The sequence below is a fragment of the Sporolactobacillus sp. CQH2019 genome (genome assembly GCF_028765345.1).
Taxonomy (GTDB): Bacteria; Bacillota; Bacilli; order Bacillales; family Sporolactobacillaceae; genus Sporolactobacillus.
Genome location: NZ_JARAJZ010000010.1, coordinates 109,363 through 122,338, shown reverse-complemented (window position 1 = coordinate 122,338; position 12,976 = coordinate 109,363). Strand labels below are relative to the sequence as shown.

10 protein-coding genes are annotated in these 12,976 nt (G+C 46.1%); 4 read left to right on the top strand and 6 right to left on the bottom strand.

What is annotated here, in order from left to right; genetic code table 11:
* Positions 1-249 precede the first annotated feature (249 nt).
* The 3 genes from OYT88_RS14660 to OYT88_RS14650 form a co-directional block, all read right to left on the bottom strand.
* Positions 250-816, bottom strand: coding sequence for a TetR/AcrR family transcriptional regulator (locus OYT88_RS14660; protein ID WP_274401072.1), 567 nt, complete (start codon positions 814-816; stop codon positions 250-252).
* The gene (locus tag OYT88_RS14655) at positions 813-1,538 is read right to left on the bottom strand and encodes an MBL fold metallo-hydrolase (RefSeq protein WP_274401071.1); all 726 of its coding nucleotides are present in this window, start codon (positions 1,536-1,538) and stop codon (positions 813-815) included. The genes OYT88_RS14660 and OYT88_RS14655 overlap by 4 nt, the downstream gene beginning before the upstream one ends.
* A gap of 723 nt (positions 1,539-2,261) precedes the next feature.
* Positions 2,262-3,221 carry a helix-turn-helix transcriptional regulator gene (locus tag OYT88_RS14650; protein WP_274401070.1) on the bottom strand — a complete coding sequence of 320 codons (960 nt, stop codon included), beginning with the start codon at positions 3,219-3,221 and terminating at the stop codon, positions 2,262-2,264.
* Positions 3,222-3,341: 120 nt separating this feature from the next.
* Here OYT88_RS14650 and OYT88_RS14645 point away from each other — a divergent pair, with 120 nt between their 5' ends.
* A complete protein-coding gene (locus OYT88_RS14645) occupies positions 3,342-4,598 on the top strand; it encodes an MFS transporter (RefSeq protein WP_274401069.1) in 1,257 nt (418 codons plus the stop codon).
* A 147-nt stretch (positions 4,599-4,745) separates the two neighbouring features.
* Here OYT88_RS14645 and OYT88_RS14640 read toward each other — a convergent pair whose 3' ends face one another.
* The 3 genes from OYT88_RS14640 to OYT88_RS14630 form a co-directional block, all read right to left on the bottom strand.
* Complete coding sequence (locus tag OYT88_RS14640; protein ID WP_274401068.1) at positions 4,746-5,792, bottom strand: threonine aldolase family protein; 1,047 nt, start codon at positions 5,790-5,792, stop codon at positions 4,746-4,748.
* A 69-nt stretch (positions 5,793-5,861) separates the two neighbouring features.
* Positions 5,862-6,338 (bottom strand): flavin reductase family protein, encoded by a 477-nt coding sequence (locus OYT88_RS14635; protein ID WP_274401067.1) that lies wholly within the window; start codon positions 6,336-6,338, stop codon positions 5,862-5,864.
* A 940-nt stretch (positions 6,339-7,278) separates the two neighbouring features.
* Positions 7,279-7,674: an iron chaperone gene (locus OYT88_RS14630; protein WP_274401066.1), complete on the bottom strand. Its 396-nt coding sequence runs from the start codon at positions 7,672-7,674 to the stop codon at positions 7,279-7,281.
* A gap of 232 nt (positions 7,675-7,906) precedes the next feature.
* Between OYT88_RS14630 and OYT88_RS14625 the strand changes: the two genes are divergently transcribed.
* The 3 genes from OYT88_RS14625 (at position 7,907) to OYT88_RS14615 (ending at position 12,791) form a co-directional block, all read left to right on the top strand.
* The gene (locus OYT88_RS14625) at positions 7,907-8,482 is read left to right on the top strand and encodes a class I SAM-dependent methyltransferase (RefSeq protein WP_274401065.1); all 576 of its coding nucleotides are present in this window, start codon (positions 7,907-7,909) and stop codon (positions 8,480-8,482) included.
* Between the two features lie 711 nt (positions 8,483-9,193).
* The gene (locus OYT88_RS14620; protein WP_443029704.1) at positions 9,194-10,717 is read left to right on the top strand and encodes an AMP-binding protein; all 1,524 of its coding nucleotides are present in this window, start codon (positions 9,194-9,196) and stop codon (positions 10,715-10,717) included.
* A 658-nt stretch (positions 10,718-11,375) separates the two neighbouring features.
* The gene (locus OYT88_RS14615) at positions 11,376-12,791 is read left to right on the top strand and encodes a PQQ-dependent sugar dehydrogenase (RefSeq protein ID WP_274401063.1); all 1,416 of its coding nucleotides are present in this window, start codon (positions 11,376-11,378) and stop codon (positions 12,789-12,791) included.
* Positions 12,792-12,976: the final 185 nt, after the last annotated feature.

Genomic DNA, 12,976 nt, shown 5'->3' with positions numbered 1-12,976 from the left:
TTTCCACGATGGGTCATTCCGGCCCGAACCGGCATTATTTCTTTCCAATTTGCAAAGTGATCCTGAACTTTTTCAGCCTTCAAAATATAGATGCCGGTTTTTCTTCGATTCCGTTAAGGATAATAGTGCGAGGAAGAACGTCAGCATATATTTCGGCCGGTCTGACCAGCTGAAATCCCGGGCCATGGCAATTATCAGCAGCGATAGATCCACCGGCCATGTTTTTTCTTTTTTCCGCTCTGCTTCCATTTACACCTTCGACAGCGCAACCATGCCTTTTATAAAGATATCAAAGGCGATGGAAATCGATTGATCGAGAGGCACGTCGATATTGAACCCGCCCTGTCTCTCAAGTGTCCCAAAACCGTGTGACAGCGCACGCAGTCCTCTGACGAAATGAATCGCCTGCTCTTTACTCAGATGATACGGCTCCAGCACCCGCAGAATAATGGCGATGACGTCCGAACCCGCTTGATCGATTTCCGTATCCTGCGAATCAAGCATGTTTAAAGCCGTCCCATATAATCCGGGATTATCTTTCATAAAATGAATGTACGCGAAGCCGATGGCTTTCAGCGCTTCCTCACCCGACCTGCCGACGGCTGCGGTCATGATCTGATGATTAAACCGTTTCAGAGCACGCAGGGCCAGGGCTTTTCGCAGATCGTTCAGGCCCGAAATATGATTGTACAGTGACGGCGTCTTAATTTCCAATGCCTTTGCCACTTTTGCGAGCGTCAGGTTTTCATATCCTTCTTGATTGACGATTTCCTCGCTGACTTGGAGAATCATTTGCCTAGTAACCTTTTCTCTCATTTCGTTCCCCCTTTCAAAGCTTTTTCAGCCTGCTGAATGGCGCGCGCCATGATTTTTTCAGGATGATGCAGCAGTTTTCCGTGCCCGACAGCTAATAAGCTTGGAGACAATTTTTTTAGTTTCAACGCACTTTGAACAGCAACTTCTTTATTCCAGGTAGCCCAGGCCGGGAAAGGAAACAGGGGCCTTAGATTTCCTGAAACAGCGACCCCTCCCCTTACCTGAAAGGCATCGCCGGCAATCAGCGCTTTCGTTTTTTCATTGTAGAGGGCGATGTGTCCGGGCGTATGCCCTGGGGATGCAATGACTTGAAAAGATCCGACAATATCGCCTTCGGAAACGAGAGTATCGGGAGTCGTTTCAATCTGACCCGGTTTCGGTACGCCGCCTTTGACAGGCGTCTGCGGTTCATCCGCCTCCAATGCCGCGTCGCCTCTCAGCAGTTTCGCATCCCGCGCGGAAATCACCACTTCGCAGTCAGGGAGCAGTTTTTTAAGTCTGTCCAGGGATCCGATATGATCGCTGTGCGCATGTGTCAGCAGAATCCTCGTGATCGGTTTGCCGATATTTTCTGCAGCCTTCAGGATTCCTTTATAGCTAAACGGCAAGGCGGCATCGATGAGCGTCAATCCATTCCCCTCATCCACTAAATAACAATTGACAGGAAACCAGGACGGAAAGAAAGTAAGCTGATAAACGGAACCTTCCTGCGTAATTTTCATTGTACAAGACTCCCTTTCACTATTCTCATTAGTATTATAGCTAATAATATTAGTTATGTAAATAAGTTTGTTAGTCTGGGAGCTCACCTGAAAATCGACACCGGGTCGGTGATCAATCATGCACAACACTGATTTCCACTTTCAAAAAGCCGTAAACAGCCCGAAATCAATAAACGAAATACAATTTAGATGAAAAATTCTCAGTTCATCTAGCCAGTCGTGGCATGAATGCGTCATGCCCTCCTCTGAAAGGCAATCTCTATGCTTTTGAAGGGCAAAACATTTGTGCAAGCGGTCTGAAAGGCGATATCATGCGCGGACAGGTGCAAAATTCGAGAGCGCCCGATGTTTTTCTTCGGTTTGCCGCAGATTCACATGAACGGTGCTGAAAATCGGCAGTCACGTCGGCATATCATCAGCAAAGTCGAAAAAATCGTCAGTGAACTGTTCAATATCAACAGTTACAGTTAAAGAATCAGTAAGCTGTCAGGAATCGTCCCTGAAGGGTGGGAAATCTGCAGTCGACTTCTGAAAATTAATAAGTGTGAATAATCGGTACACTCTATCGAAACCCATTACCGTTATTGAGATCACCCTTGGTTTCGAACGTTAGAAAGGTTCTTATTTTAATTTGTTGTCGTGGATTTATGAAAAGATGATACAGGAAGCACCGTTTATTAGATGTCTCAAGAATAAAACTTAGCTTTCACCGATTGAATTTGCCTACTTTCGATCAGCAGCCTTTTCTCGATATATTTCTGCCGACTGTAAGATTTTCTCCCGGATCCTCTCACGTAAATCGGCCGGTTGTATCACTTCAGCCTTTGGGCCCAGGCTTAATATTTCCCGTTCTGCCTGTTTGAACGTTTCAAATTGTATCCTGAAGAGCGACCGTTCCCCTTGATTCAAGTCTTGAATTCTGCTTTTATTTATCTGCAATTCCGGCACATTTTCCGGATTCATCCGCAAAATAACCGAATAGATCGGCCGGCTCTCTTCAAACTCGCGGCACCAGTCCTTCCAAAACCGGGCAACATTAAAGTCCTTTGGAAAAAGGAATGATTGTCCGGTTGGTTTTACATTCTGGACTCTGGACACGCGGTAGACCCTCAATACATTTTCATGTTTGGCGATCAGGTACCAGGAATCTGTTTTCGCAGCCAGACCATAGGGAGCGATTTCTCTTGAGATGATTTTCCCATTCCCTTTTTGATAATCAATATGAATCTGCAGATTCCTCTTCATGGCCGACTCTATCGCCGTTAAGCAGGGGACCTTATCATGTATGCCGAACCAGCAGGCAGAATCAAGATAAATCCGTTTGCTGAATTGGTTGATCTCCGCCCGGCGGGAGCCGGGGAGATTCATGATTAATTTATGAATCGTTCGTTGATTTGAGCCGAATCCAAGATCAGAAAGAGGGCGCGGCGATCGGACAATGAGCAGATTTTTTACTTCCGACAAAGTAACATCCGTTAGATCCATACGAAAATGTTTGTCTAAAGCATAACCGCCCTGCACTCCCCGCACGGCATAGACTGGAAATCCCGAGAAACTCAGAGCATCGATATCTCTGTAAATCGTGCGTTCCGAAACCTCCAGTTTTTCCGCCAATGTTTTTGCAGATGTCACACCCCCGGCCCGCAGAGACAAAAGAATCGACAACAATCTGTCCGCACGCATGGAATCCCGCCCTGTTCTGTTTTTTTATAAGTATAACACTAATAGATGACAGAAGATGTCAGGATTTTTCATTAAGATGGAACTCAGACAGTTAAAATAAAAAGAAAGGAAGACCATAGATTGTTCAGGTCAAAGCGCGCTCTTCTCCCTTTTGAAAAAGGGACGTGGCAGATTCTATCGGGGTATACTCTTTCTCTGTTTGGGACGGGGATGACCGAGCCTTATCTCATTCTTTATCTGCATCAATTACGGGACATTCCGCTGTCACTTTCCGGTATGATCGTCGGTTCAGGCGGTCTTGCAGGCGTTATAGCTGTGCCGTTATCGGGAATCCTGGCCGATCGGGCCGGCATAAAACGCGTTTTCCTTTGCACGTTGATCCTTGACGCCGCAGGCCGGATACTGTTTGCCTTTGCTTCGAATGAAGAGACGGCATTTCTTGCGAGTATGCTGTCGGGAGCCGGTGCTGCAGGATCGTGGAATACCCTCTCTGTGATATTGGCTGATTCCGCCGGGGATACAGCAAAAAGCAGCATCTTCGGCATCGCCTTTGCCTTGCAAAATCTCGGCTCGGGTCTCGGCGCAGCGCTGGGCGGCACGGTAATTCATTCTTATTCTCTCTTTTCTTTTCAGTCCATCTTCATTTTCGATGCGGCAACTTTTATTCTCTTTGCTCTGTCCGGACAAAAATGGCTGATGAACGATTTCAAAAATGTACAGGTTCACCATTCTGAAAAACAAATTCATCATTTTTTCGGTCTCGACAAAGCGGGCAACGATAAAGTCCTTAGTGGGCTGTCACTCGTTTATTCATTGATCGCAATAGTCATGTCCGGACTGACAACAACAGCCTTCCCTCAATGGACAACCGATCAGGCTCATGCATCGGTTCATATTATCGGTGATGCTTTCTTTGTGAATAGCCTTGTCATCATCTTAGGACAGGCCTTTATCCTGAAATCGATTAAAAATGTACGCAGAACCCGTGCCATAGCCGCTGCCGCACTATTTTTCGCTGTGGGATGTTTCATTATCTTTATTTCCGGTTTTCTGAAGCCGAAACTTTCCTCGTTGAGCCTCGTCTCTTCATTTGCAATTACTGCCGTCGGAGAAACCGTTCTGTTCTCAGATCTCCCTGCGCTGGCTAACGATCTTGCTCTTGAACAGACCCGGGGGCGATATAACGGTGTCATCAATGCCGCATGGCAGACCGGCTCGATTCTCGGACCTGTTCTGGCAGGTGCCGGATTGAATATGCATCTGGCTGTTCCGCTGTTTCTGACCTTTATTCTTATTTTGGTATTTTCAGCTTGCTTCCTGATTCTTTTAGAGCGTATCATTCCGATTGAAATTAACAAAGCATGTAAAACTGATTGATCCGGTCATTTTTATGTAATCACCCCCATCGCCGGAAGGCCGAAAGATACTCCGGATGATTGCAGCAAAAAAATCCGGAAAGCGATTGTTCCCCGGATCATCACTTTATCGGAAAAGCCCGGCCTCTGCTTCTCCAACAATCGATATTTATTTTCGACCGGCGTCTTGCAGGCCTTTTTTGATATTTTCCAGAAATGCCGAGACTTGATCTTCTTTCGTTGCCCAGGAGGTGACGAGGCGAATGGCAGAGTGAGCCGCATCGACCCTTTCCCAGATAATAAATTCATAGCTGCGCTGGAGCTCGGCGATCAGTGAATCGGGCAGGATCGGGAAGATCTGATTGGACGGAGAATCTGCCAGAAAAGCAAAATGCGCTTCCGACAGCCCGGCTCTGAGTCTGTCCGCCATCTGATTGGCGTGCGCTGCCAGCTTAAAGAACAGGTTGTCCTTGAACAGTTCGAGAAACTGAATCCCGAGGATCCTTCCTTTGGCAAGCAGTGCCCCTTTTTGCTTTATGTAGTACCGGAAGTCTTCTTTCAGTGCCTCGCGGCAAATGATCAGGGCCTCGCCGAGCAGAGCGCCGTTCTTGGTGCCGCCGATATAGAAAGCGTCGAGAAGCCCGGGCAGATCGGCCAGTTCCAGGTCGTTGCCCTTTGAACAGAGTGCCGATCCGATCCTGGCGCCGTCCATATACAGAATCAGATGATGTGTACGGCAAAATTCGCTTAGCTGCTCCAATTCGCTCTTCGTATAGACGGCTCCTATTTCGGTCGTATCGGAAATGTAGACCAGCTTTGGTTTCACCATGTGCTCATCGGGATGCGCATCGAGTACCTTCTGAACCGCTTCAGGGGTCAGTTTCCCGCCTTCATCCGATTCGGCGATGAGCACTTTGTGCCCCGTCGCCTCAATAGCACCGGTCTCGTGCACGTTGATGTGGCCGGTTTTTGCCGCAATGGCAGCTTCATGCGGCCGCAAAAAAGCGGATATCGCAATCAGGTTCGTCTGCGTTCCGCCCGGGATCAGATGAACGGCAGCATCCTGCCGCCCAAGTCTCTGCTTAAGCAGATCGATCGCCTTTAATGAATAATGGTCTTCCCCATAGCCCTCTTCCTGCTCCAGATTTGATTCAATTAACGCATTGAGAATTCTTGGATGTGCCCCTTCGCTGTAATCATTCTTAAAGCTGTACATTCGCTGCCTCCACCTCAGGTTTTTATACCATTGTACCCCCTTTTCTAAAATCAGAAAATAAGGATATGATCAGCCGCCGTAATAAAAGCCGGTCTCCTTCATCGTCAGCGGATCGCCTTCGCGATGCACACCGGCACCGATTACTTCGCCGATGTATAGATAGTGGTCGCCCTTTTCCACCTTCTCGACAACTTTGCATTCAAAATAACTGAGCGCATCCTTGAAGATCGGGCAGCCCGTTTCTTCGGTATAAAATTCATATCCGGCCAGCTTATTGCCTTCCGGTTCCAAAGCCCGGAAAAATGCGGTAGCCATATCCTTCTGTCCGGTTTCCAGAATATTGACGCTGAACACGCCGGCGGCCGCAATTTGTTCCTGGGAACGTGTGCCCGCTTTGACGGCAAGGGCGACCAGCGGCGGTTCAAAAGAGGTCTGTGTCAGCCAGTTTCCTGTGAAAGCGTTGATTCCTTTTTCATCTTTTGTCCCCACAAGATACAAACCGTACGTAATACCGCGCAGAGCCGTTTTCTTTGCTTTTGCATCCATCTTGGTTTCCCCTTTTCTCAGCATGTAGATTTCACAAATTATTCATAAAATCATTATAGGGCAAACTTTCCCGATACGTCCAATGCTACGCAGCAGCCGGCAGCATGCGAGCGCTTTCTTTCAAAAGAAGCGGTGAACCGGCGCGCAGAAACGGCGGAAGTGTTTCAGGTCATGAAGGCATTGCTTTTAAAAATAGTGAACCTGGCCGTGCGCGCCACGGCTAATGCCAATATAATCTTTGAACCAGGTTCATGCATCCGACATACCCTATTAGAAAGACAAAAGGCCACGGCATCTTTCCCAGCTGTGGATTCATTCCAAAATGTGAAAGTCCGATTCCGTCTTCCATCCTTTGTTAGGCGCAAGATGGATTATTTTTTGCCTTGATCTGCGGACTGGCTGCCGGACCGCTCCGGCGGTTTCCCTTCAGCGTGGTCCGGATTAAAAATATACGTCCTAATCATTATCTCGGGACAGATTTATTTTCCGGATGGAATGCCATCCATAGAGAATAATTGATATATTTCTAATCAATCAAATATCTAGAATCGTAAATGTCTGCACCGGAAATGATTCGGCCGTTTAAAGGCCGGGACCGGCTCCAATACGACAGATTTTAGCATAGCCATAAACGTCTGCAAAAAGCCGCTGAGAAATAATGAAAGGGATTTTTCTGCATCGATAATTCAATTAGAAATTGAACCCTGCAAATGAAGAGAAAATGCTAAATGAGCGTCCAGGAAAAATCAAATCCCCGTGTCTCGTGATCACCAGATCCCTCCTGTAACAGCTGCAGCGATTCGTTTCGGATCAGCCGGCATCCTTCCCCTGGCTATTACAGCATTCAGTCTGAATGGGAGACAGGCGTATCTGCAAAAAGCGGGACTGGCATCCTGCTCATGCTCTCACTGTAATTTCCGAAGACAATTTTTTCTCCGGGTCAATGTGACTGCCTCTTTTTCAATCTGTCTTCTGCCCGTTTTTTATTCTCGGCAACTCTGTATTTCACAATCCTGCTGATTAATTCGTAAGGCAGCGGCTTTCCGATCGGAAACTGCACCGCCCCTTTTGACGTTTTATAGGCCGACAGTTCACGCTTAAAGGCAGTGATTCCGCTGGAGGTCGGATAAAAGCCTATGTGCTTTTTATAGGCAGCAAAGTATACCAGAATTCCGTGCAAAGCAAAAGCGGGCATTTGATAGCTGATCTTTTCGTCTGCCAGCGGTGCCGACTCTTTGATCACTTTTCGCAGTGTTCTCAGTGTGTCCTGAACTTCGGATGGAAATTGTAAAATGTATGCATCGATTGATGGAAATGTCATTCTGCCGTCCTCCATGACGGATGCCCCCCTTAAGTCTTATTCAGCTGTTTTAAATCCCTCTCGTTCAGCCTCTTAATCCACACGCAGATTTAATGCCGATGTGATCAATCGTATTCCCTGGACGAGCAAAAGCTTATCTTTTACGGTAAGCATAAATGATCTAATCCGGCATCTCAATATGCTATATTTAAGATTGGAAAAATTTTATCGTGAATGCCTCTATAAAAAACAGAAGTGGTGTATCGAGATGAAATACAGAGAATCCGGCATGCCGGATGAACATTTATGGAAAACTTTTTTCGATCCGGATCAGATCCTTGAACAGATGGGCATTGGGCGGGATATTCATACACTGATGGATGTCGGCTGCGGATACGGAACTTTTTTAATACCGGCTGCCAAACGGATCGGCGGACAGGCCGTAGGCATCGATATCGATCCGGAAATGATTGAGTCCTGCAGGGCAAAAGCACTGGAGCAAACGCTGAAAAATGTCACGCTCGTCCGCGGGGATGTGTCCGCCGCGGATCGCGCCGAATGGCTTGGAAAATATATAGGAAACGTTGACTACATCACGCTTTTTAATATTCTTCATTGTGAAAGACCGCTCGACTTGCTGAAAGGGGCTTACGATTTGCTGGGCAGTAGCGGTAAAGCGGGCGTCATTCACTGGAAATACGGGGACACCCCGCGGGGACCCTCACTCGAGATCAGGCCGACACCCGAAAAGATCAGTGAATGGGCGGAACAGGAAGGATTCTCTCTGCTCGATTCTTTTGATCTGCCGCCCTATCATTTCGGCCTCATATTCACAAAAAAATAAAGCACTGTTTCCGTATCGGAATCTTGCAGGAGCAAACGTGTGATTCGCGACATGCCGTCGGTTCCGTCAGATTTTCGGCACAGACAGAGCCTCGTAACAGCCTTGGCGGATGCGGCGTTTCGGCTTTAAAGATTCTCTTTCTTATAGCACCCTGTGCCTTAACAGCCTGCCAAAATCGAGGACAGAGAATAATCAAGCTCTGTCCCTGGCTCGATCTGTCAACGTACAAAACTTATACATCGCCGGCACATCCGGCCTTTGAAAACGATTCATGCCGGATACGATGGCCTCTCAATAATAAAGATCCCTGTTTACGATTCGACATCGTCTTCCCCGCCTTATTCAAATGATCGGTTTTTCCCGAATACCGTAATCCCGCAAACCGGAAACAGAATTTATCGCCGATCATCGGGTCGGTTCACTGCATTTTTATTGGTGAAAATATCCATTGAGTTCATCTTTTTCAGCGGTGCAGACCGGCATCCGCTTCTTTTCCGGTTTTTCCAAGGGAGAACAAATCCGATGGCTGCCTCTGCTTTTCTCCATACGATAGCCGGCTGGAGATCAATGAAACATTTTTTATGCTTTTTTCGTACTTTTCAACTGTAGTCGCCTTTTTACGATCATGATATTGTCCGAAAAGTGCTGTTTGGCATGTCCTTGCTTTAGTAAATGGTACTATAATTAAGAAAATGAATGTTTTTACTGGGAGTGAAGATTTTGACATTAGAGATACCGGATTCAGTTAATTTATTCGATGAAATGGTCAAACAAGTCAAGTTGCATCCTAAAAAAGTCGTTATCGAAGACACCAATGGCCCTTTCACCTATAAAAAATTTCTTATTGCCGTAAATATCATGAGTAAAAAAATAAACGAACTCCTCAAAAGTGAAAAAAGGGTCGGTATCTATTTGCCAAATGTCGTCGGCCAGGTAGTTGTACTCTTTTCTTTGTTTAAAAATGAACAGGACCCCTGTATTTTAAACTTTACGATGGGAACGCAAAACATTATCGACTGTATTGAAACGGCTTCCTTAGAGACTGTTATCACATCCAGACAGTTTGTTAAAAAGGCAGATTTAGGCTATGTGATTGAAGAGATGGAGAAACAGGTCAAAATTGTTTACCTGGAAGATTTAGCAAACGGAATCTCCGTCTTTCACAAAATATCCGGATTGATCGAGTCAAGAGTATCCGGCCTTAAAAAAAGAGAGGAGGGAGAGATTATCCTGTTCACTTCCGGGACAGAGTCAAAACCGAAAGGCGTCGTTCTGACCCATCGGAACATTTTTGCCAATATCAAGCAAGTTTTCAAACATATCGAGGTCAGAGAGAGCGATCGCATTTTCAATCCGCTGCCGTTGTTTCACTCGTTCGGCATGACGGTCGGCTCAGTGCTTCCTCTTATCACAAGTGTTAAGACGTTTCTCTATCCCTCTCCGCTTAGTTACAGAGAGATTCCGAAAGCGATCCAAAAAGATAAAAGTACGATCTTTGTTGCCACCAACACATTTTTCGAGAATTACGCCAAGTTCGCGACAAAAGAACAATTACAGACGTTAAGAATTGTTGTCGCAGGCGGCGAAAGGCTGCAGAAAGATGTCAGGGAGCTCTATCACAATAAATTCGGAATTACCATTTTAGAGGGCTATGGGTCAACGGAAACATCGCCGATCATTTCCCTGAATACGCCTCAGCATTATAAAGAAGGAACGGTCGGCCAATTAATGCCGTTGATGGAAGCGAAGATTGCCAAAGTGGAGGGCGTTAAAGAAGGCGGAAATTTGCTGCTTAAGGGACCGAACGTGATGAAAGGCTATTTAATCCACAAAAAAGGCTTTGTTCCCTGCGGCGAATGGTATAATACCGGCGATATTGCTGAAATCGATCAAGATGGATTTATTCGGATCATATCAAGATTAAAACGGTTTGCCAAAATTGCCGGTGAAATGATCTCCCTGAATAAGGTTGAGGAATTAGCATTAGATTGCTTCGGTGAGTCCGTCTTTTATGCCGTCAGCATCCCCGACACCCGAAAGGGCGAGCAAATTGTGATGTTCACGACCCTGTCCGATGTTTCATTAAGGGAATTTAAAAAGTTTATCAAGAGCAAAAAATTATCATTATTATACACGCCGTCAAGAATTGACCATTTATCGGAGGTTCCTCTGCTGGGCAGCGGAAAGCCTAATTACTGGAAGCTGGAGAATTTAGCGAAAAATCATTCAGAGTGAAAAGGGGGCATCATCCTCTTTTATACGCGGAAGCGGATGGCTCCTTTTTAATCAAAACAGGAAGCAGGAGATTTTCTAAGCTGCAGAGGCTGTCTGTCTCATCGGCTGATTGCCCAACTGTGATAAGTTCCCCCTCTGGGTTGACAGATGAAATCATAAAATCTGTTCATCTGAAGGGGAATTTTTATGCCGCAAGATTCTTTTATTCATCGGAAAAATCAGATATCGTGTATTCTGCGACGGCAAACCGGCGGGATAGGGGGGTATGAAAAAGCGTAAGATCGTTTCTCCGCCAATCGCGGGAACGGGGCTTGAAGAGGCCGATAGTTTGGCCCTGGTAAGCGTATGTTCATCCCGCTCCCCCTTTCACCTTAATAGTGAGTCCTTATCCTTTATAATAACCAACTCCTTTAGGTTAATTTTTGTATAACAGGTTTTGACGGCCATTTCCCCGAATATAATCTCTGCGGTACTGCCCCGGCCGTAATGCCGCCCTTTCTATAAAAGAAATGCCTGAGCAGCCGCTGAAGAACCGGCATGAGATAACAGGAAACAAAAGCGCCTTCGAATACTCGCATCACCCGATTTCAATGGAATACTAACGGAATGCTTTCCATCATATGCTTTTAAGAAAACACTGCAGGGAGGATAACGTGAGTTGATCAAAGTTAAAGTCGGTTTGCGGCCGATTGTCAGTAAGATAAATCTGCCCACTGTTTTAAAAACGACAAGACTTCCGGGCGATTCAATCGAAAGATTATTTATTGCCACCCAGGCGGGGGAGATCTTCTGCATAGGAAATGGCGTTATCAGAACCTTTTTAGATATTCGCCCGCGAATCTTAAAACTGGGAGCTTCCAGCGGCGGATATGATGAACGGGGACTGCTGGGGCTGGCATTCCATCCTCAATTTTACTATAACGGGTTGTTCTATCTTCATTATTCAGCAGCCGGAACACAGGGCCCGGGCGCTCTTTCAGACCCCTTTAAGCCTGACCCGCGCGATCCCGGAACCTTAAACCTAAAATGGATAAACAGAGAAAGTCAATACGATCATATTGATACCGTCGAGGAATGGGCCCTACAATCGAACGGCCAATCCCAAAAACGACGGACATTACTTAATTTAAGAAGACCCTTTTTAAATCATAACGGCGTCAATAGTTTAAACTTTTCACCGGAAACAGGAAAACTTGTTTTAACAACCGGAGACGGCGGATCAGGCTATGATCCCTTTAATCTGAGCCAGGCTGATATGGAGATCGCTGGTAAAATCATTGAAATTGACGTCGTTAAGCAAACTTTTATCGATAATCCGCCCGCAGTGACGCGTTTCAATGAACTTCCGGCACCGATTCAGGAAATGCTGTCGGTCATGGCCAAAGGGGTTCGCAATATACCGGGTATCTCATTTCAAAGCTATTATAAACAGTATATTAAATACGCGGCGAATGTCGGACAGGACCTGACCGAATCGATCTTCTCCTTCGTTGATTATAAGCCGATACCGATTGCTCAGCTCATTCAAGCTTTTTTAATAAAATCCGAACCCGATCAGCAGGGATTGATTAACTTTGGCTGGCGGGGATGGGAAGGGGCTTTTCCTACTTCGACACTAAGAAATGGCTCTGCAGACCCGCATTTGAATGAGAAAATAATTGCTTACTACGATGAAGCAGTAAAAACTTCCGCACGGCGTCTTTCGCCTTTAACCAGTTATTTTCATGAAGATCGCCGGCCTGACAAGTTCAGCGCGACGGCACTTACAGGGCTCCAGCCATATACAGGAAATGAAATTCCTGATTTATCGGGGAACCTTGTGTTTACCGATCTGGCCCGGAGTCAGGAATCTCAATCTCCGGCTAGAGGTGTCCTAGCCTATACCAGAGCCAGAACAGATGGTAAATTAAATGATTTTGGCGTGATTGAAACTGATGATAACTTTGGGCCCCAACCGGCTTATTACGTGAGTTTAGGAGCGAATCAGGAGCAGACTAAACTCTACCTCGGGGTTTATGGTTCTATGAAAGTGACTGATTTTAACCAAGGCACTGTTTTTGAAATCGTTCCTTGATTCACAGCTGAACGCCGGATCAATCCACTTCCGCGATCTATTGAATCAGAATATAGAACAAACCGGAAGGGCAGTCATTGATCTGCTTATTCTCAGGGAGTTTAAAGTAAGCTTTGTTGATAACTGCTGTCGATTTTTTCTACAATGAGTAACTATCATTGAGCAGCCTCAATGTCCGTTAGTTT